The sequence below is a fragment of the Pseudoalteromonas sp. 2CM37A genome, from assembly GCF_023161885.1.
GTDB classification, from domain to species: domain Bacteria; phylum Pseudomonadota; class Gammaproteobacteria; order Enterobacterales; family Alteromonadaceae; genus Pseudoalteromonas; species Pseudoalteromonas atlantica.
Window position 1 is genome coordinate 597,609 of the sequence record NZ_JALNTJ010000001.1, and the last position, 19,172, is coordinate 616,780.

Annotated in this window: 20 protein-coding genes; 14 read left to right on the plus strand and 6 right to left on the minus strand. The window is 39.5% G+C overall.

The window, feature by feature from the left end; all coding sequences use genetic code 11:
- Nucleotide 1: 1 nt before the first annotated feature.
- From MTF68_RS02635 to MTF68_RS02645, 3 genes are read left to right on the plus strand one after another with little or no spacing between them, the layout of a single operon-like run.
- Nucleotides 2-331 (plus strand): TusE/DsrC/DsvC family sulfur relay protein, encoded by a 330-nt coding sequence (locus tag MTF68_RS02635; RefSeq protein ID WP_248461592.1) that lies wholly within the window; start codon nt 2-4, stop codon nt 329-331.
- Nucleotides 331-1,017, plus strand: coding sequence for a pseudouridine synthase (locus tag MTF68_RS02640; RefSeq protein ID WP_248461594.1), 687 nt, complete (start codon nt 331-333; stop codon nt 1,015-1,017). The genes MTF68_RS02635 and MTF68_RS02640 overlap by 1 nt, the downstream gene beginning before the upstream one ends.
- The gene (locus tag MTF68_RS02645; protein ID WP_248461596.1) at nt 1,010-1,453 is read left to right on the plus strand and encodes an NUDIX domain-containing protein; all 444 of its coding nucleotides are present in this window, start codon (nt 1,010-1,012) and stop codon (nt 1,451-1,453) included. The genes MTF68_RS02640 and MTF68_RS02645 overlap by 8 nt, the downstream gene beginning before the upstream one ends.
- Nucleotides 1,454-1,507: 54 nt before the next feature.
- Here the strand turns inward: MTF68_RS02645 and MTF68_RS02650 are convergent, their stop codons facing one another.
- A complete protein-coding gene (locus tag MTF68_RS02650) occupies nt 1,508-2,776 on the minus strand; it encodes a diguanylate cyclase (RefSeq protein ID WP_248461598.1) in 1,269 nt (422 codons plus the stop codon).
- Nucleotides 2,777-3,113: 337 nt separating this feature from the next.
- Here MTF68_RS02650 and mnmA point away from each other — a divergent pair, with 337 nt between their 5' ends.
- The 5 genes from mnmA (at nt 3,114) to MTF68_RS02675 (ending at nt 7,910) form a co-directional block, all read left to right on the plus strand.
- A complete protein-coding gene (gene mnmA / locus MTF68_RS02655; RefSeq protein ID WP_004586724.1) occupies nt 3,114-4,214 on the plus strand; it encodes a tRNA 2-thiouridine(34) synthase MnmA in 1,101 nt (366 codons plus the stop codon).
- A complete protein-coding gene (gene hflD, locus MTF68_RS02660) occupies nt 4,214-4,816 on the plus strand; it encodes a high frequency lysogenization protein HflD (protein WP_004586725.1) in 603 nt (200 codons plus the stop codon). Before mnmA ends, hflD begins: the two co-directional genes overlap by 1 nt.
- 32 nt (nt 4,817-4,848) lie before the next feature.
- Nucleotides 4,849-6,219, plus strand: a complete 1,371-nt coding sequence (gene purB / locus MTF68_RS02665) for an adenylosuccinate lyase (RefSeq protein ID WP_248461599.1) — start codon at nt 4,849-4,851, stop codon at nt 6,217-6,219.
- A 77-nt stretch (nt 6,220-6,296) separates the two neighbouring features.
- Complete coding sequence (locus MTF68_RS02670; RefSeq protein ID WP_248461600.1) at nt 6,297-7,442, plus strand: cupin domain-containing protein; 1,146 nt, start codon at nt 6,297-6,299, stop codon at nt 7,440-7,442.
- A 9-nt stretch (nt 7,443-7,451) separates the two neighbouring features.
- Nucleotides 7,452-7,910 carry a GNAT family N-acetyltransferase gene (locus MTF68_RS02675; RefSeq protein ID WP_029772652.1) on the plus strand — a complete coding sequence of 153 codons (459 nt, stop codon included), beginning with the start codon at nt 7,452-7,454 and terminating at the stop codon, nt 7,908-7,910.
- Between the two features lie 46 nt (nt 7,911-7,956).
- Here MTF68_RS02675 and MTF68_RS02680 read toward each other — a convergent pair whose 3' ends face one another.
- The gene (locus tag MTF68_RS02680) at nt 7,957-8,403 is read right to left on the minus strand and encodes a DUF4826 family protein (RefSeq protein WP_029772653.1); all 447 of its coding nucleotides are present in this window, start codon (nt 8,401-8,403) and stop codon (nt 7,957-7,959) included.
- Between the two features lie 142 nt (nt 8,404-8,545).
- Entirely contained in the window at nt 8,546-9,949 is a 1,404-nt protein-coding gene (locus MTF68_RS02685) for a M28 family metallopeptidase (protein ID WP_248461601.1), read from the minus strand.
- Nucleotides 9,950-10,177: 228 nt separating this feature from the next.
- Between MTF68_RS02685 and MTF68_RS02690 the strand changes: the two genes are divergently transcribed.
- Entirely contained in the window at nt 10,178-10,975 is a 798-nt protein-coding gene (locus tag MTF68_RS02690; protein ID WP_248461602.1) for a hypothetical protein, read from the plus strand.
- A gap of 1 nt (nt 10,976) precedes the next feature.
- Here the strand turns inward: MTF68_RS02690 and MTF68_RS02695 are convergent, their stop codons facing one another.
- On the minus strand, nt 10,977-11,381 hold the full coding sequence (locus tag MTF68_RS02695) for a GFA family protein (protein ID WP_248461603.1): 405 nt from the start codon (nt 11,379-11,381) through the stop codon (nt 10,977-10,979).
- Nucleotides 11,382-11,585: 204 nt separating this feature from the next.
- Between MTF68_RS02695 and MTF68_RS02700 the strand changes: the two genes are divergently transcribed.
- The 5 genes from MTF68_RS02700 (at nt 11,586) to MTF68_RS02720 (ending at nt 17,057) form a co-directional block, all read left to right on the plus strand.
- Complete coding sequence (locus MTF68_RS02700) at nt 11,586-12,425, plus strand: hypothetical protein (RefSeq protein ID WP_248461604.1); 840 nt, start codon at nt 11,586-11,588, stop codon at nt 12,423-12,425.
- 91 nt (nt 12,426-12,516) lie between these two features.
- Nucleotides 12,517-14,364, plus strand: a complete 1,848-nt coding sequence (locus MTF68_RS02705) for an ABC transporter ATP-binding protein (RefSeq protein WP_248461605.1) — start codon at nt 12,517-12,519, stop codon at nt 14,362-14,364.
- Nucleotides 14,365-14,538: 174 nt separating this feature from the next.
- Nucleotides 14,539-15,051 carry a porin family protein gene (locus MTF68_RS02710; protein WP_248461606.1) on the plus strand — a complete coding sequence of 171 codons (513 nt, stop codon included), beginning with the start codon at nt 14,539-14,541 and terminating at the stop codon, nt 15,049-15,051.
- 33 nt (nt 15,052-15,084) lie between these two features.
- Nucleotides 15,085-16,359, plus strand: coding sequence for an Ig-like domain-containing protein (locus MTF68_RS02715; RefSeq protein WP_248461607.1), 1,275 nt, complete (start codon nt 15,085-15,087; stop codon nt 16,357-16,359).
- A 278-nt stretch (nt 16,360-16,637) separates the two neighbouring features.
- Nucleotides 16,638-17,057, plus strand: coding sequence for a hypothetical protein (locus tag MTF68_RS02720; protein ID WP_248461608.1), 420 nt, complete (start codon nt 16,638-16,640; stop codon nt 17,055-17,057).
- A gap of 427 nt (nt 17,058-17,484) precedes the next feature.
- On the opposite strand, the gene MTF68_RS02725 is transcribed toward MTF68_RS02720, so the two are convergent.
- Together MTF68_RS02725 and MTF68_RS02730 are read right to left on the minus strand one after the other, a co-directional pair.
- Nucleotides 17,485-17,904 carry an MAPEG family protein gene (locus MTF68_RS02725; protein ID WP_029772660.1) on the minus strand — a complete coding sequence of 140 codons (420 nt, stop codon included), beginning with the start codon at nt 17,902-17,904 and terminating at the stop codon, nt 17,485-17,487.
- Nucleotides 17,905-18,048: 144 nt separating this feature from the next.
- Complete coding sequence (locus tag MTF68_RS02730; RefSeq protein WP_248461699.1) at nt 18,049-19,143, minus strand: endonuclease/exonuclease/phosphatase family protein; 1,095 nt, start codon at nt 19,141-19,143, stop codon at nt 18,049-18,051.
- Nucleotides 19,144-19,172: the final 29 nt, after the last annotated feature.

A 19,172-nucleotide genomic window follows, 5' to 3' on the forward strand; every position in this document is an offset into this window, starting at 1 on the left:
CATGCTTGAATTTAATAATCAACAAATCGACACTGATAAACAAGGCTACTTGCTAGATTACACCTTGTGGACAAAAGAGTTAGCCCCCATTATCGCCGCGCAAGAAAACATTATCTTAAGTGAACAACACTGGGAAGTGATTAATTTTGTGCGCAATTTTTACTTAGAATATAACACCAGCCCAGCAATAAGAATGCTTGTTAAAGCCATGGCTAAAGCGCTTGGCGAGGACAAAGGCAATAGTATTTATTTGTATAAATTATTTCCCAAGGGGCCTGCAAAACAAGCCACAAAAATTGCCGGCTTACCCAAGCCCGCTAGGTGTATTTAATGGCGAGCAAACCAATGCATAATCGCGCAAGTAAAAGTACCACTAAACGAACCACGGGTAGAACTTACTCACGCAGTGCGCTCACTAAAAAAAGTACAACTTCGCGTGAAATTAAACCCGCTATAGCGCCTAAAGATAGAAAAATTGTTTTATTTAACAAGCCTTACGATGTGCTTTGCCAATTTACAGACGATGCCAATAGAAAAACCTTGGCTGAATTTATTCCCATTAAAGATGTATACGCTGCAGGCAGACTCGACCGTGACAGTGAAGGCTTGTTACTTTTAACAAACTGCGGAAAGCTTCAAAATACCCTTACCGCACCGAATAAAAAAACCAATAAAACCTATTGGGTGCAAGTTGAAGGCGAGCCTAGTGAAGAGGCCATTAATGCCCTGTGTAAAGGTGTTGAACTAAAAGATGGGATGACCTTACCCGCAAACGTAAAAATTATTGACGAGCCAAAACTTTGGCCTCGCGTGCCGCCGGTAAGAGAGCGAAAATCGATTCCTACAACGTGGTTAAGTATTACAATTAATGAAGGACGTAATAGGCAAGTTCGCCGTATGACCGCCCATGTTGGGCACCCTACATTAAGGCTTATTCGCTACAGTATTGGCAATTACACGTTAGATGGCATAAACAGCGCACAGTACAGTGTTATAAAAGGTGAGGTAAATGCATAAACCCCATGTAACGGTGGCTGCTGTAATAAAAAAAGGAGAGCATTTTTTACTGGTAAAAGAGCGAGATAAATTTACTTCTAATATTTGTTATAACCAACCTGCTGGCCATTTAGAAGTAAACGAAACACTGGCTCAAGCAGCCAGCAGAGAGCTTTTTGAAGAAACAGGTTTGTCCCTAACGCCCACTGGTTTAATCGGTATTTATAACTTACATGCGGCTAATGGGGTGCATTACTTACGCTTTTGTTTTATGTTTGATGGCACTCAAGTCACCACTGAGCCCTGCCCAAAAGATGCAGATATAATTAGTGCCAACTGGCACAGTTTAGAAGACATAAAAGCACTGCCTCTAAGAAGCCATTTAGTTTTAAAATGTATTGAAGACAGCCTAAACCGCCCTATTCAAGACGTAGACTTTATTTACGACGATAATTAAACATCTGCGCTTTATATAATTCTCAAAGCTATATAAATAGTCCAAGGCTATAAATTAACTTAATGCTAAACAATTTCGTCCTTGCCTTTTTGAATAATAAAGTGCGCTGTCGGCAGCCTTAATAAACTCTTTTTGATCGCAACTATCCTCTTTATTAATTGCGTGAATCCCCATGCTCAGGGTTAAGTAGCCGGTAAAGCTATCTTCATGAGGGATGTGCAGCTCTTCAATTGCCTTTTGAATATGCTCAGCAATAAATAAGGCCCCTTGCTTATCGGTTTGAGGCAGCAATACAACAAATTCTTCTCCGCCATAACGCGCCACAAAGTCCTCGGTGCGGCTTACCGTACACGCTATTGCTTGCGCCACGTTATACAAACATAAATCACCTTCAACATGCCCGTAGCGGTCGTTAAAGAGTTTAAAGTGATCAATATCGATTAAAATAATTGCCAAATCGTCACCACACTCAACGGCTTTTTCGAACTCTTTACTTAGCTTTTCATCAAAACGACGTCTATTTGCTATTTGTGTTAGCGAATCTAAAAATGCCATGTCGCGTAAAATATTTTGATCTTCTAAACGCTTTGTCGCATCATTAAATACAGCAATATATTCATCGCCCAAATTGATTCCAGATACTTCCATAGTAATTGTATTACCGTTTTTACAAGTAACATGGTAATCATGCGCGGGGATGTCTTGCCCTGTTTCATTGCCAATTTCTAACGCCGATTGCCACGTTTTTTTCACGGACTCTCGATAGTGAGGATCTGGGTATGCATTAACCCACCACTGCTCTAAGTTAGGTAAGTCATCAACGGTATAACCAAATACATCTATAAAGCGCTGATTAACTCTAATAATATCACCGGTTTTAGCACACACATTAGAGATAGGCATAGGCAAAATAGTAAATAAATGGGCGTAGTGGCTCATCTCGTGGCGCTTCATAGGATGATGCATTTTTTTAGATAGGAAACTGTATGGCACATCTTCTTTTTCATGAGAAAGCGAATTATCCATACTTAATGCAAAATACCATTCATCCCACCAGCGTTTCATAGTCTCAAACAAGGCAGTTTCTGGCTCGTCAACTAATTCAATAGAACTTGAGACAGCATTGAAAATTTCATCAATAGGACTGTTTTGCTTGGCATCTGAGGGTAAAGTGTACTCAAAAATTTCATGAAAAAGCGTATACGTATCACGTTTTAAGTCACTTGTAGGCATTATGAGTAACTCATTTAGTTCATCGCGTGAGTTTGCAGCATAATATTGTATTAACGTTGAAAGCTTTTTTACCTGGAAGGCGTAATTCATATATTCATTCCGTTGAAAATATTTTTATAAAAAAGTGAGTCTAATACGCAAAATCTTACTGGCAGCTGAATTTACAAGCAAGAACAAGGCAATAAAAGCATTATTATCATTTAATAGCGTAAGAATGGCACCGAAATATCTTTTTACAATCGATTATTTAAATTTTTCATCATTTTTTATGTTAAATGCGATTCAGTCTTATTTGCTATTTATTATATGAATAAAATAACTACAAAATCGTGTGTTTGCGCCACTCCTCCCTTTAAGCAAAAACAAAATGCGTGCTATAATCGCGGCCTTTCCAAGTTAACAGCAATCTGTATAAGCGAAATTATTCATGAGCGAAAATAGTCACATTAAAGTCATCGTTGGTATGTCCGGCGGTGTTGATTCTTCTGTATCTGCATATTTATTACAACAACAGGGCTACCAAGTAGAAGGCCTGTTTATGAAGAACTGGGAAGAAGACGACAATGACGAATACTGTGCAGCCGCTGAAGATTTAAAAGATGCACAAGCAGTGTGTGACAAATTAGGCATCGAGCTTCATACCGTTAACTTTGCAGCCGAATACTGGGATAACGTTTTTGAGTACTTTTTAGAAGAGTACAAAGCGGGCCGTACGCCAAACCCAGATATTATGTGTAACAAAGAAATTAAATTTAAAGCATTTTTAGAATTTGCAGCACAAGCACTTGGCGCCGATTATATTGCAACAGGCCATTATGTTCGTCGTGAACTACGAGACGACAAATACGTTATGTGCCGAGGCTTAGACGATAACAAAGATCAAAGCTATTTCTTATATACCTTAAGCCATGAACACATAGGTCAAACGCTTTTCCCAGTAGGCGATATAGCTAAACCAGACGTACGCCGTATTGCAGAAGAACAAGACTTAATCACTCACGATAAAAAAGACAGCACCGGTATTTGTTTTATTGGTGAGCGTAAATTTAAAGACTTTTTACAAAAGTTTTTACCTGCTCAACCAGGTGTGATTGAAGATACTGACGGCAACAACGTAGGTGAGCACGAAGGGCTTATGTATCATACACTTGGCCAGCGTAAAGGCTTGTTAATTGGTGGCATGAAAGAAGGTTCTGGCGAGCCATGGTACGTTGTAGATAAAGACGTTGAGCGCAATGTGCTCGTTGTCGGACAAGGTAAAGACCACCCTCGCCTGTACAGCAATGGCCTAAACGCCAATCAATTACATTGGGTAGACCGTGTTGGTCCTCAAGGTACAACGCGCTGCACCGTTAAAACCCGTTACCGCCAAGAAGATATTAATTGTACCCTTCTCGTTGGGGAAGATGGTATGGCACGCGTATTATTTGATGAACCACAAAAAGCCGTTACACCGGGTCAATCAGCTGTATTTTATGCCGATGATGTGTGTTTAGGTGGCGGTATTATAGATTCGGTGATTAAGTAATGAATCAACACCAAGTCATGGCGCTTGCCGCCATGTGCCAAGTGGCTAAACAAGTACAAAAAATTGCGCAATACGGCAGCGCAAACGATTCAGACTTAGACGTGCTATTTACAAGTATTGTACAAACATCACCCGCATCGCCGGTTGATGTTTATCAAGGTACGCATAACTTGCGCGACGGCTATAAAACATTAATGGCGCAGCTTACTGCTGGCGCTCAAAAAGATGTTGAAATAGTTAAGTACGTAGGTGGTTTAATGCAGCTTGAACGTATTTTAAATAACGAGCCAAAAAGTTTAGCTGAACTTGGCCGTCGTATCGACGACATTCATCGTCGCTTAGATCACTTTGCCATAACCGATGACACAGTAGTTGCCGGTTTAGCAGATATATACTCGTCGGTGCTGAGCCCCCTTGGGCACCGAATCCAGGTTTATGGTAAACCCGAGTTATTAAAACAGCAGCAAACGCAAAATAAAATTCGTGCCCTTTTATTAGCAGGAATTCGCAGTGCTGTATTATGGCGACAAATGGGCGGTAAACGCCGTCACTTTTTCTTTGCAAAAAGAAAAATTCTCGCTATTGCAAAAACAAACATTTAATTATCGTTCAAAACTAAAATTTAGGAGTTATTATGGAGCTTTCAGCGTTAACCGCTATCTCTCCAGTGGATGGTCGCTACGGCAGCAAAACCACTGAACTACGCAGTATTTTCAGCGAATTTGGCTTAATCAAATACCGCGTAACCGTTGAAGTGCGTTGGTTGCAAGCCTTAGCTGCAGCAAGCGATATTAAAGAAGTACCTGCATTTAGCGAACAAGCCAATGCACTTTTAAATGCCATAGTTGATAATTTCAGCGAAGCAGACGCACAGCGTGTTAAAGACATTGAACGCACCACAAATCACGATGTTAAAGCGGTAGAATATTTACTAAAAGAAAAAGTAGCCGATAACAGCGAAATTAACGCTATTAACGAGTTCATTCATTTTGCCTGTACATCAGAAGATATTAATAACCTATCTCATGGTTTAATGCTAAGCGAAGCTCGTGATAATGTGCTCCTTCCATACTGCGACCAACTACTTAACGCTATAAAAGAAAAAGCCATTGAGTACAAAGCAGTACCTATGATGACGCGTACCCACGGCCAACCAGCTACGCCTTCAACAATGGGTAAAGAGTTTGCTAACGTATACATGCGTTTAAAACGCCAACGCGACCAAATCGCACAGGTAGAAATGCTAGGTAAAATCAACGGTGCTGTAGGTAACTACAATGCTCACCTGAGTGCTTACCCAGATTACGATTGGCATACCCACGCAAGCAACTTTGTAACTAGCCTTGGTTTAACCCTTAACCCGTTCACCACACAAATAGAGCCGCATGACTACATTGCCGAGCTATTTGATGCTATTGCTCGCTTTAACACTATTTTACTTGATTTTGATCGTGACGTTTGGGGTTACATTGCCCTTAACCACTTTAAGCAAAAAACAATTGCTGGCGAAATCGGCTCTTCAACAATGCCGCATAAAGTAAACCCTATCGACTTTGAAAACTCAGAAGGTAACCTAGGTTTAGCAAATGCTATATTTGCTCACCTTGCACAAAAACTGCCTGTTTCTCGTTGGCAGCGTGACCTTACCGACTCAACCGTTTTACGTAACTTAGGTGTGGGTATGGGCTACACGCTTATTGCGTATCAATCTACACTTAAAGGCGTAAGCAAACTTGAAGTAAATGAGCAACGTTTACTTGATGAACTTGATCAAAACTGGGAATTACTTGCTGAGCCAATTCAAACGGTTATGCGTAAATACGGTATTGAAAAACCATACGAAAAACTTAAAGATTTAACGCGTGGTAAACGTGTAAATCAAGAGATTATGGCCGACTTTATCGATGGTTTAGACCTGCCAGAGCACGCTAAAGTAGAAATGAAAAAACTAACACCTGCCAACTACATTGGCCGCGCTGTTGAGTTTATTGACGATTTAATTTAAATACTAAATTGCGCATATAAAAAGCGAAAGGATAATTCCTTTCGCTTTTTTTGTACTAAAAATTATAGGCCAACTCTATGTACCAATTAAAAATAAACAACCTCTGTGAGCAAGAATTTTTAAACCAATACTGGCAAAAAAAACCGCTATTAATTAAACAAGGCTTTACAGACTTTCAAGACCCAATAGAGGCAGAAGAGCTTGCCGGTCTTGCTATGGAAGAAAGTATAGAGTCGCGAATTGTTACCAACCACAATAACGATTGGCAAGCATACCAAGGCCCATTTGAAGACTTTGAAAAATTAACTGAGCAACACGCTACTTTATTGGTACAAGCGGTTGATCATTGGCATAGCGATGCAGCACAACTGCTTCACCCATTTAGGTTTATACCTAACTGGCGAATAGATGATTTAATGATCAGCTACTCAACCCCTAAAGGTGGCGTAGGTCCGCACCTAGATCAGTACGATGTATTTATTATACAGGGCGAGGGTAAGCGTCATTGGCGTGTTGGCCTGCCTGATCCAACACTTAAACAATTTGCGCAAAATAAAAAACTACTGCAAGTTGAGCAATTTGAAGCCGTTATAGATTGTATTTTAGAACCCGGCGATATTTTATATATACCACCTGGGTGCCCTCACGAAGGCTATGCAATAGAAAACGCCCTTAACTACTCGGTTGGATTTAGAGCGCCTAATCAGCAAGACTTATTTTCTAGTTTTGCCGATCTTGTTATTGATACCGACAGCGGCCAAAAACGCTATACCGATCATACTTTAGCCCTTAGGGACTCTAAAGGTGAGCTTTTACAGAGCGAAACCGATAAAGTTAAAACCCTTATGCAAGCGCTACTTAATAACGATGAGCTATTTAAGCATTGGCTTGGTAATACCTTAAGTCAAGCCAAGCACGAAATGGACTTAGCACCGCTTGAAGAGCCTATAACCTGCGAGCAAATGAGTGAGTTAATAGCAAACAATGCAGAAGAATTTGAGCGTTTAGGCGGCGTACGTGCTATCTATCAGCAGCTAGAAGACACCCTATTATTAAGTATTAATGGCGAAAACTACCCGTTACCACTTTGCGACTTAAATGCCGTTAAACTATTAACAGATCATGATTATGTTAATACCGACGATTTAAACGCAGCGCAGCCCAGCCTAGTTTTTATTCAAACCTTTACTACACTAGTTAATGAGGGGTTGTGGTTTAATTAGAGGTGCGCTATGGGCTATCAAATTAATAAGGTCGAGTGGGATAGGCAAAAAGACCAGCTACAACAAATACGTGAAAAAGTATTTGTGTATGAGTTACACATACCCAAACGAATAGAATTTGATAGCCAAGACAAACTAGCACACCATGTGCTAGTTACTCACAACAGTAACGCCCCCGTAGCCACAGGTAGGCTGTGTACAGATGGCTTAATAGGCCGAATAGCCGTTTTACCCGCACATCGTAATCGCCATGTTTATACTTCATTACTTACTTTTATTGTTAATCTTGCCGCTAACGATGGACACCAAGTTATTAGTATTAATTGTATTTTAAACGAAGTTGAACGTTTTAAACGAAACGGCTTTATACAACAAGGCGGTGTTTTTATGGAAGCAGGTATACCTAGGCAGCGAATGCAATGCCAAGTGTCTGAGTTTGTCACTAAACCATTTACATTAGTACATTAAAAAAGGGCCATTAATAGCCCTTTTTTACGTTTATACAAGCAATACCTTATTTTGGTTCATTAGCCCAAAGTTGCTCGTTTTCATGCATTTCGTATAAGCCGTGTGCACGGTTTATAAGTAAGTTAGCAAAGTCGACCTGGGTTTTATCACGCGCGCCAACACTCATTATTTGATCTGCTTTTAACTGCCATTGTAATGAAAAATAACGCATAGCGTCGCGCGCATCTTTTGCTGCACTTACTTCTGCATGATCAGTAGGTAAGCGCCCTGTTATTACCCAGTAGCTCTTACCGTTTTGCGCTTTAAATTTCCACATAGCACACAATGGCGCTAAAAAGCGGCTATCTTTGTCTATTACTGATTTAGGCATAATGCCTTTTTCTGCTAAGTATTTTTGGGCGTTTTGAAAACACTCGCGTTGCCAAGCAACCCGTTGTTGCTCTATTTGTGCTTGCTCTTGCGCTGTTAATGGTTTTTTTTCTTCTTGCTGCATTTTATTAACCTTTACTGCTTTTTTTCTACACTCTAAGTGCATAACAAATAAGGTGCAAGCATAAAACACCTGCTTTGCACCTTAAATACACCATTTGATTTGTTTTTAATCACAATTGCACTTAAGCAATAGTAAATCGCTGTTATTTTATATTGTGATCAAACGAGCCTACATCACCTGGGAACACCACTGGCGATTCAATCCCGTCTTTGCTTATCGCTGCAACACCGAAATAGTAATTATCTATAACAACGTTTTTAAGTGTAGCTTTACTTACATTGCCCACATCTTGGCTAAATTGCCATTGCGGCTCACTGGTATAGCGCCAATAAATACGATAACCGGCAATATTATCATCATCTGAACTTTGCCACGAAAGCGTAGTGTCGGCCTTAACCGCGCCTTCAATTTTTACCTGTTTAGGGGGAGCTGGCGCCCAAGCCATTGAAGCCATTGTTACTGCGTTCAATGATGTAAGCTTTGCTGTGTAGTCAAAATCAACGCCATCTATGGTATCGCCATAAACCACGCCATTTTCTGTACGTAAATCTTGATGTTGTCGGTCGTAATGCTCATTAGTTTCCATAATTCTGACTGCTGCAAAACCTGCATCGTTAAACGGTCTATGGTGCCCGCCCCGGCCAAATCTATCTAACCTGTAAACTAACATTGTATCTAAATTTGGAATGTACCTATCGGCAATTGTATCTATATAGCGCGCTAAATTACGACTCGCCGAATCGACTTCACCACCTGTAAAACGGCGCGTTCTTGCTTGTTGTTTCGTTTCTACTACACGCGTGCCTTCTGAGAAAATACGCGCCGTTGTATTGTCGGTAACGCCATTAATACCGGTAATATTGCCAATCATGTCGTTATTTAAAACGCCATGTACTTGCCAATTGTGCTCTTGCGCATACGCTGTGAGTATTTTACCGCCAAATAAACCCTGCTCTTCGCCAGACAACGCTGCATACACTACTGAGCCATTAAATTTATGCTTGCTTAGTACACGTGCAGCTTCAATAACCCCTGCCACGCCTGAAGCGTTATCATTAGCACCCGGTGAATCACTGGTAAAGTCCATTACATCGCTCACCCGCGAATCAATATCGCCCGACATAATAACCATTCGGTTTGGCTCAGTACTACCACGCTGAATAGCCACTATATTCAACACTTCAACAGGATTAGGAATTCGTTTTTCACCTGATATAGTGTCTTTAACTTCAATAACTTCTAGGCAACCACCACATTGCGCTGATATTTTTTCAAACTCTTTTTTGATCCAACGCCGTGCAGCACCTATGCCCCGTGTATCTGACTTAGTTTCAGAAAGCGTATGGCGGGTACCAAAATCCACCAGCGTTTGTATGTCGCTCCCAATACGCTTAGCTGATACCTGCGCAGCAATATCATGTAGCTTTTGTTGTTCTTCATATTTTATGCTGGCATGAGCCTGTGCTGATAATCCTGCTGTACAAGCAAAGGCTAACGTACTCAATTTAATAAGTTTAGTGGTAATAGAAGAAGGGGTTTTGCGCATTATAAGCTCCTTATTTTTTTCCTTACCATTACTCAACAACTTATATAGTGCAACTATTTTGAGTTAAAGCTTTATACAAGTAAGCTCAACTGTAAAAATTAACCACACTTAAGTACTCCCCTCTTTTAAGCAAAAAAGCGTATTACAAACCTTGTTACATAAATACGCTATATACATAGCGTGTTTTCGTGGCAAACTAATGGGGTGTTTTATTTGTATTTGTAACCTATGCGCCAGCTTAAAGCCGACACTGTCTCTGCCAATTTAATAGCCACTAGTAACAACCAATATGGGCCTATTTGTGTTTATCAAAATACGGCCTATCGCTGGTTAACACTTGCCCAAAATGCGCAAAGCGATATCACTATTCAAGGGGTGATGAGCCTTAATAAGAATGAACAATTACTGATTGCGGTTAATCAATGTATGCTGTTATTTTTACTTAAAGCAGCTGAGCCTCTAAGTGTTTTAAATTTAGGTTTAGGCACTGCGGGTATTGAGCGAGCCATTCATTATTTACATAACAAAACGGCTTATATAAATAACTTAGCTCTGTTTGACAGTGTAGAAATAAACCCCGCGATGATAAGCGTTGCTAAGCACCATTTTAACTTGCCCGCTAATCATACAGTGCGCTTACAAAATGCAGAGCAGTTTGTTGCAACGTGCACGCGCACATACAATGTCATTACAATTGATATTTTTAGTGGCGATGTACATCAAGACTTTTTATCTAGCAGCGTATTTTGGCAAAACATACGTCGCTGCAGCGAGCAAAATGCGCAAATTATTATAAATTTAAACCCTAAAACAGGAAAAGAGCTCCAAGCTTTACTCGTCCTGTTTAGGCAACACTTTAGCTGTATTGCCCTTATAGAGTTTAACGAATACAAAAATATTGTCGTGATGCTTTCTCAGCAAAGCTTAGTGCACATTAATAAAGAAGAAATAGCCCATTCGCCATTATTTAAAACGTGGGCGCCCACCCTTCACAACGACATAAACAGCATTTATCACATAGAGTAATTTAGCGCCCTGGTTCGTGTTTTTCATAGCACGGCAAATGGGTTTCTAATTGCTCCCAATTGGCTTTAGAGGTAACAAAATTATGCGACATTACCTGCTCAGCAATATCGTCATCTATCAACCCTAGGCGTATTCGCAAGCGAGATTTATCCTCTGCATTAGCACTGTAAATAGGTGAGCCACATGTTTTACAAAAAAAGCGCGCACGCCCAGGTTTGAAATTAAATTCAGTTAAATTATCTTCTCCTTTGGTAAGTGTAAATTCGTGAGTGTTTACAAAACCATTATTCACAAAAGCAGTTCCGCTGTTTTTTCTGCATAGTGAGCAGTGACAATGAATAATTTGAGAAATAGCCCCTTTAATTTCAACACTTACCGCTTTACATAAGCACGTTCCAGTATACATATAATCCCTTTTATTATTTTTAATTGCGTGTTGTTAGGTGTTTTACGCGTTTAAAATAAAAACGTCAGTAGAATAGATAAAACACAATATTGGTTGACTAATTTACACTAAATTGGTTATATAAATTTTAAGTTTGAAAAACTAAAAGTCATATATTGGTTTACCAATTTATATGCTTACACTTATATTAGTAAAAGAGGGATTATGCGCGTTAAATACAGCTTACTGTTAGTGGCCTGCTCAGGATTATTAGCCTGTAGCCAAAACAATCAAAATGCCCCCTCTGCAAAGTGGCTATTAGTAGATAACTTTGAACAACCGCTAAAAGGCTGGACAAAGGCTGACACAGACAACCAAACTCAACCTTATGTCGCTAACCCACAAGTAACTAAAATAGAAGTTGAGGACACAGCCATAGGGATTAACCATTTTTTAATTAAAAAGCCTGCCGAAAATGGTATTGTCGGCAACCGCAAGGCCCTCAGCTATAAAAAGCTTCCAAAAACAGTGCCCGTTGGCGAAACCTACACTTTTTTTACCCGTATTAACGTTGCCTCTTTTCCAAATAACCATGCTTTTGGATTAAGTAACTTAGAGCCAGAGCAAATAAACGTTCATGGCTACGACGCCTTTGAAGCCACTCTACGAGTTACCGATAAAACCGAATCAAATGGGTTAGTCAATACCGGGGCGCTAATGGTCAAAACTGATAAGGGCTATAGTAATATTCAAAACTATGCACAAGCGCAATCGGCTAAACCACTTGATACAAACAATTGGTACTACATTTGGTACGTTGTTAATAATGCATCGGTAAAAATGCAAGGCCAGCAATACAATGTATATGTACAAGGCGGCGAATTTAAAAACCAAACCTTAGTGTATAAAAATGCCACCTTTAGAATGAAACGCGAACGCCCACTTAGCTATTTTTTAGCTAACTGTAATACGGGCCCACATAAAAAACCCTACGGAAATGGCGGTTTACGCTATGACGACATTTATATGATTAAAGGCGTAAACCTCACAAACCCTATTCGATAAAAGTAGCAGTGTAAATTAATCGCTAAAGATCTACAGCGCGCCACTTAAATGGTATGATCCTTTTCTGTTTTTTGTCATTTAAGTTTATAAAATGTATCGATTATTCGAAAAAATGACCAACGCATTTCCTGAGCAAAAGCCAACGCAGCCGCCCTCTACCTTATTTGCGTTTTGTCGTCATTACACTAAAGGTATGGAGCTGTCGTTAGTTTTAATGTCTGTTAGTGCTGCCCTGCTTGCCATTTTAGAAGTATCGTTATTTAGCTATATGGGCCAATTAGTTGATTGGTTGGGCACCTACACACCGCAAACCCTGTTTGAAGAGCAAAAAACCGAACTTATAAAAATGGCGGTAGTGCTTTTAGTGATATTGCCTATAGTGGTGTTTTTTCACTCGGCTATTTTACACCAAGCATTACTGGGTAATTACCCTATGTCGATTCGTTGGTCGGCGCATAGATACTTATTACGCCAAAGTGTTAGCTTTTATCAAAACGAGTTTGCAGGGCGTATTGCCACAAAAGTAATGCAAACATCACTGGCGGTACGAGAAGCCGTAATGAAACTGCTCGATGTACTAATGTATATTGTGGTTTATTTTGGCGCTATGGTGTTTTTAGTTGCTGAAGCTGACTGGCGTTTAATGATACCGCTTTTAGTCTGGGTAATTATTTATGCCGCCATTCAAATGTATTTTGTGCCAAAACTTAAAAAAATTGCCAGCTCACAGGCCGATGCGCGCTCTGAAATGACCGGCCGTATAGTCGATAGCTATACAAATATATCAACCATTAAGCTTTTTTCGTACACACAACGTGAAGAGCAATACGCTAAACAAAGTATGGATGTATTTTTACAGCCTGTTTATAAGCAAATGCGTTTAGTAACCAGCCTTAACTTTGCCATTAATAGCCTAAATTACTTATTAGTATTTAGTGTGGCCGCACTATCCCTTTATTTATGGTCGCTAAGTGCAATTAGCGCAGGCGCCATTGCTGTTGCTGTTAGTTTATCGCTTAGATTAAATGGTATGGCGCAGTGGATCATGTGGGAAATAAGTAGCTTGTTTGAAAACATTGGTACCGCAACCGATGGCATGAAAACCTTATCTACGCCCATTAAAGTAGATGACAAACCCGATGCAAAAGCGCTTAACGTTTCTAAGGGCGAAATCGCGTTTTCAAATGTTCACTTTAACTACGGCAAAGCCGCTAACGAAACCAATCGCGGACCGGTAATGAACGGCCTAAACCTCCATATCAAACCCGGTGAAAAAATTGGCTTAGTGGGTCGCTCTGGCGCTGGTAAATCAACGTTAGTTAATTTACTCCTGCGCTTTTACGATACCGATTCGGGGACGATTAAAATTGATGGCCAAAATATTACCGATGTAAGCCAAGAAAGCCTTCGCCGCTATATAGCCATGGTTACGCAAGACACTTCCCTGCTTCACCGCTCTGTAAAAGATAATATTTTATACGGCCGGCCCGATGCCTCAGAAGCCGAAATGCTCAGCGCTGCCAAGCAAGCTAAAGCACTCGAGTTTATAAGCGATTTAGAAGATAGCAAAGGCAATAAAGGGTTTGATGCTCAAGTAGGCGAGCGCGGTGTAACCCTCTCCGGTGGGCAACGCCAGCGTATCGCTATAGCGCGGGTATTACTGAAAAATGCACCTATTTTAATACTCGATGAAGCCACCAGCGCGCTCGACTCAGAAGTAGAAGCCGCAATACAAGCAAGCCTAGATGATTTAATGACAGGTAAAACTGTGATTGCCATTGCTCACAGGCTATCGACCATTGCGCAAATGGACAGACTTATTGTCCTTGATGAAGGACGCGTTGTAGAGCAAGGCAGCCACGAAGCGCTCATTGCGCAAAATGGTATTTATGCTGGCCTTTGGGCGCATCAAACCGGTGGGTTTATAGGTGTAGATTAGCCAAGATAAGATTATAAGCCGAAAATAGCGCGATTTTTATTGCGCATTACGCTATTAAATCAAATATTTATAATTTGTTCCTAATTTTATCCAAGCGAATCTCTTCCCTTGATTAAGTTAAGTCAATTATATACCATCCTTACTTATAATAATTTACGGATAGTTTACTTTCACATGGAAAAAACTCTTTATCTACTCCTATTCTGTGCCTCAACGCAATGTTTTGCAGACACCGCATATATTGGTGTTGACTATGTATTACCTGAAATGGCAATTAGTAACGAAGATGTTAAGCCAAAATCAACTGCACTTCGTTTAGGGGTCAGTAACAATAATATGGCTTTTGAAGCCCAATACCTAACCGCAAATGAGAAAGATAACCTTTATCGCATTGAATTCGATATAGAAAAAAGTGCCGCGTTATTTTTCGTAATGCAGTCTGATGTTGTTAATGGTTTCGGTTTAGATGTTTCAGTCGGCTATGCGCAAACAGATATTACAGTTAATGGCCCTAAAGAAACTATAAATGATGAATTTCAATATAAAGGTTTTGCTTGGGGTGTGGCAATGCACCAAGATATTCCATACTTAAACAACACCCAAGTAAGGCTTGGCTATCAATCACTTTATGACAAAGACGATATCGAGATAACAGCTATTTCTCTTGGTTTTACTTACCAATTTTAGTCATTCTCTCATTTTAAAAGGTACAATCCTAAAATGGCAATAAAACACACCTCTCACAAACTCTCTATTATTTCGATATTATTAATAGCAGTTACTGGCTGTGGCTCTGATACTGAGTCAACCGACCTAAAAAAAGCAGTAACTCTCGAAGAGCTTCGCACTGAAGGTACAATTATAGAATCCGTTACTATTATCAATAATCAAACACGCATTAGACCTGGAGAACAATTTCAGCTTAAAGCCATGGGTATAGATAGTAACGGAGAAACGAGAGATGTAACCGATGAGCTTACTTGGAGTACAAGCGACCCAGAAGTAGCCACTGTCAATAGTCGTGGCTTAGTGACAGCCATTACTAATTCTCCACTGGATAGAGGTTTGATTACGGTTACTGGCACTACAATAAATGAAATATCCGGTGAAGGACAAATGTCAATTAGTGATGAAGCCGTTTCGAACATAGAACTAAAACAAGCCTCACCAGAAATAGGTGACATTAATACGTGTATAGAAGCAAGTATTAGTGCAGATATTACTTATTCAGATGGCTATATATCTTTAAATACAATAAAAGATATTAGTTTTACTCTTGATGATGAAACAAGCGCGTTAATCGATAACAACGGTACACTATATACCTCATCAAGTGAAATTGAGAACACTTCAATTACTGCGAATATAGGTAACATATCGGATACCTTAATTGTCACAGCCAACCCAGTTAACCTAGAGAGTATTGATATTCTTTCTGATGATACATCTAAAAATATTATCAAATTAAACTTAGGTTCTCGTATAAGCGTAGCTGCGCAAGCCAATCTAATAAACAATCCTTCTCCTTTCGATATAGACAATACTATAAAGTGGTCTACGTTAGATTCATATACTGTCGGTGTTACAAAACAGGGCGAAAATAAAGGTACTTTACTCGCATTAAAACCAGGCGTTACAGAGCTTGTTGCGAGCTGTGGTGGAGTGTATAAAACAATAGCCGTGCAAGTTGAAGGCGACGCAACCCTAGAAAGTATTCAAATTAATGACGCTGAAAATCCATTAACTTTGAGCCCTCTGGGTACTTTAGATTTAACATTAACCGCTAACTATAGTGATACCTCTTCTAGCTTGAATGTTTCAGAATTTGCGAGTTGGAGTGTAAATGGTAGCACAATTGCAAATGCTGAATTAATTAATATTGGAACCAATCAGGCTAGATATAGATTAACGAGTAATTCAAATAGTAACGGTACAGTTATCGTTTCTGTCAATTACGATGGGATAGTAACAGGTACACAAATCAATATTGAATAAAAAATAGTTAAATACGTCAAGCAAATAGCTCAGAACGAAGGTCTTAATTTACTAGGCCTTCACTTTATCCTTTCTACTCTCTTTCTCTGTACAGGTTTGTCGCTTGGTCTACAAGCAACCAAAAAAGCAAGAACGAACAAAGTACTCTCAGGTATTATTTTTTCTAAAGCAACCTTTACTTACCCCCTATACCTAGAGGCGATGGTAAAACCAACAAACAACACTATGGCAAATGCTGTAAGGATGCTTAGTACTGATTCTACCCAAGAATTGATGCTATGGAGTCATATGGTAGCGACCTAATTGGCCAAGAGTGGTTTGACCAGCGTATGCATGTGAGTCATCACGAATTTATTCGAGACCCATTTCAAGACTATCAGCCTAAGGACGCTGGCTCTTGGGTTTACAACAACGGAGAAACATACCGCAATAAATTTCGTAGATATGGAGTACATTGGAAGGATGAGTGGAATTTGGATTACTATATAGATGGTGTTTTGGTCCGAAGTGTCCCTGGCCCTAATATTATTGTTCCTGAAAACTATACTAACGGAACAGGCTTAAACAAGCCTATGCACATAATACTGGATATGGAACATCAGCCATGGCGAGAGGTTAAGCCTAATGCATCTGAGCTTGCAGATCCCAAGAAAAGTATATTTTGGGTAGATTGGATACGAGTTTATAAAGCCCAGTAATATATAAAAAACTTAACTTATTAATTGCGGAACTTGTGTTTACAAACCCTCTAATGTTTGCGGTATACTCACCGCATTTAATAAGTTTTAAAACACATTCGTTGAGACTTAAAGGAAAGTACTTATAAGCTGATGCACTCACTAAGCTTTAAATTCCCTCACCTAACAACTAATCATTATAGTTATTTTCTAAATGGGTTATTTCACTTTCAGTCAAAACTAAACTTCTATACAGAAAATTGTAATCAATTTCATCTTGTTGCTTTACAAATGAAAATGCCGCTTCAATCAAAAGCATTCGCTCTTTTGAACTATACATACTATACGCAATCTCTATGTTAGATGATAAGCTACTGACTAACATACCCTCGCCAGCCAAAAGCCTAAAATAATAGTGGTTGTTAACTTTATTTTCCGTTTAACTTGTTTAAGCCATTAATCTCAAGCCAATTAAAATTAGCATGACAATATTTGCTATAAAACTGATTAAAAAGAAGTACGTGCGTGGGCTTGGGTTTTTCTCTGTGGCTATAACGTAATACAGCGCCATATGAATTAATCGCGCTATTACATACACCCAAACACACATGGCAAATATAGGGCTTTGGTAATTTATAACAAATGCAAACAACACAGTACCAATAAATAACGCGCTGTTTTCTAGTGTGTTATGAAAAGTACGATGGGCTCTAAATATAAAACTGTCGTGCGATAAATCATCGCTAATTTTACCCGGTACAGCATTAGGTTGTTTAGCTTTGCTAAAGGTAGCTACCGACCACTGTACCACTAACATTATTAAGTAAACGTAAAACGCCATATAGGCAGAAAGCGCAACTTCAGTCATTTTTATGTCCTTAAAATTGTTTTAACTTAGTAGTTACAGCAAGTTTTAAGCCTAAAATAAGTTCATTATAATTAATAACTTATAATTTATAGGTTCGATAATAATGTAAAAGCTGCAAACCTATTTATAAATGTTACCCACGTATTAACTCCTTAACGTTAGCGTAATTGATACCACTGCGTGATCGGTTGTTAAATCGTCTCGTTCGTATTCTGGGTTTATTAAATGCCTGTCGTATGTATGATAATCACTCACTTCATAAAAGCTATCATCGTAACTTGGGTCAAATTCACACGAGAGTAAAATATAATCAAGTACCGTACTACTCGTTCCATAGTAATGGGTAGGGCTGCGATTTAATAACGGCGCAGAGGGGCCATTACTTTGTTGAGCATCTGGATGGCTGGCAGCGTTTTGCTGGGTGTTGTGCGCCGTAAATTGGCTCATTTTTAGTGTTTTAAATAACTGCCACGCGTCATTTAAACAATATTTTGCAAGGTATGTTTTAACATCAAACGCTGGGGCAAATCTCAATGTATTCGTTAGTAAATGGCTCAACACACCATCGGCTAAGTCGTTATTAAAATCGCCCATTAACACCATAGGCTGTTGTGTAGCTTCGCGTCGGGCAATCATTTCTATCATTACTAAAGTAGCTTCACTACCGCGCTGAATGGTTGAGCCCCACGAGCCGGCCACATTTGCTTTGAGAGCGTCTATTATGTTTTTTTCGCTTGAGGGTGGCTCGGTTTTGGCTGAGCTAGTAGTACTTTCATCGCTTTCAATCATGGCTCGTTTTGACTTGAAATGCACTACATAACAGTCGGTATTACCTACATGGGGTAATTTAATGGTTGCTCTTAACACCTTACGGCTAAACGTAAAATTACTATTAAGGCCAAGCATTTCAACAAGCTCGGTATTGTGCTTAACCGCAGCTATATCAACAATCTCAAATTTAGACGCTATAGCCACGACCGGGCGTTTAAAAATAAAATCATCAATCACCTCTGGTGTATCAACCACAGCAAAATATGTATAGCCTTTCTGCGCCATTAACGCCCTTAGCGATTCAATACTAAATACTTCTTGAAAACCTACTACATCAGGCGCGTACTCATTTAAATAATCTACAATCCAACGCTGTTTGCGCGCCCATTGCTCTGCGGTATAAATTTTTTCAAAATCGTAATACGCATTAGGCGGCTCAAGGTAGTTAAATAAATTAAACGTGGCTATTTTAAATTGCGTGTCTTTGACTACAGGCG

Bases quoted from the DNA above. Each gene is read 5' to 3' on its own strand.
- MTF68_RS02725 (WP_029772660.1), bottom strand. From the start codon at position 17,904: ATGACTGAAGTTGCGCTTTCTGCCTATATGGCGTTTTACGTTTACTTA.
- MTF68_RS02645 (WP_248461596.1), top strand. From the start codon at position 1,010: ATGCATAAACCCCATGTAACGGTGGCTGCTGTAATAAAAAAAGGAGAG.
- purB (WP_248461599.1), top strand. From the start codon at position 4,849: ATGGAGCTTTCAGCGTTAACCGCTATCTCTCCAGTGGATGGTCGCTAC.
- MTF68_RS02680 (WP_029772653.1), bottom strand. From the start codon at position 8,403: ATGCAGCAAGAAGAAAAAAAACCATTAACAGCGCAAGAGCAAGCACAA.
- MTF68_RS02690 (WP_248461602.1), top strand. From the start codon at position 10,178: ATGCGCCAGCTTAAAGCCGACACTGTCTCTGCCAATTTAATAGCCACT.
- MTF68_RS02705 (WP_248461605.1), top strand. From the start codon at position 12,517: ATGTATCGATTATTCGAAAAAATGACCAACGCATTTCCTGAGCAAAAG.
- mnmA (WP_004586724.1), top strand. From the start codon at position 3,114: ATGAGCGAAAATAGTCACATTAAAGTCATCGTTGGTATGTCCGGCGGT.
- MTF68_RS02720 (WP_248461608.1), top strand. From the start codon at position 16,638: ATGGAGTCATATGGTAGCGACCTAATTGGCCAAGAGTGGTTTGACCAG.
- MTF68_RS02695 (WP_248461603.1), bottom strand. From the start codon at position 11,381: ATGTATACTGGAACGTGCTTATGTAAAGCGGTAAGTGTTGAAATTAAA.
- MTF68_RS02710 (WP_248461606.1), top strand. From the start codon at position 14,539: ATGGAAAAAACTCTTTATCTACTCCTATTCTGTGCCTCAACGCAATGT.
- hflD (WP_004586725.1), top strand. From the start codon at position 4,214: ATGAATCAACACCAAGTCATGGCGCTTGCCGCCATGTGCCAAGTGGCT.
- MTF68_RS02640 (WP_248461594.1), top strand. From the start codon at position 331: ATGGCGAGCAAACCAATGCATAATCGCGCAAGTAAAAGTACCACTAAA.
- MTF68_RS02670 (WP_248461600.1), top strand. From the start codon at position 6,297: ATGTACCAATTAAAAATAAACAACCTCTGTGAGCAAGAATTTTTAAAC.
- MTF68_RS02675 (WP_029772652.1), top strand. From the start codon at position 7,452: ATGGGCTATCAAATTAATAAGGTCGAGTGGGATAGGCAAAAAGACCAG.
- MTF68_RS02635 (WP_248461592.1), top strand. From the start codon at position 2: ATGCTTGAATTTAATAATCAACAAATCGACACTGATAAACAAGGCTAC.
- MTF68_RS02685 (WP_248461601.1), bottom strand. From the start codon at position 9,949: ATGCGCAAAACCCCTTCTTCTATTACCACTAAACTTATTAAATTGAGT.
- MTF68_RS02650 (WP_248461598.1), bottom strand. From the start codon at position 2,776: ATGAATTACGCCTTCCAGGTAAAAAAGCTTTCAACGTTAATACAATAT.
- MTF68_RS02715 (WP_248461607.1), top strand. From the start codon at position 15,085: ATGGCAATAAAACACACCTCTCACAAACTCTCTATTATTTCGATATTA.
- MTF68_RS02700 (WP_248461604.1), top strand. From the start codon at position 11,586: ATGCGCGTTAAATACAGCTTACTGTTAGTGGCCTGCTCAGGATTATTA.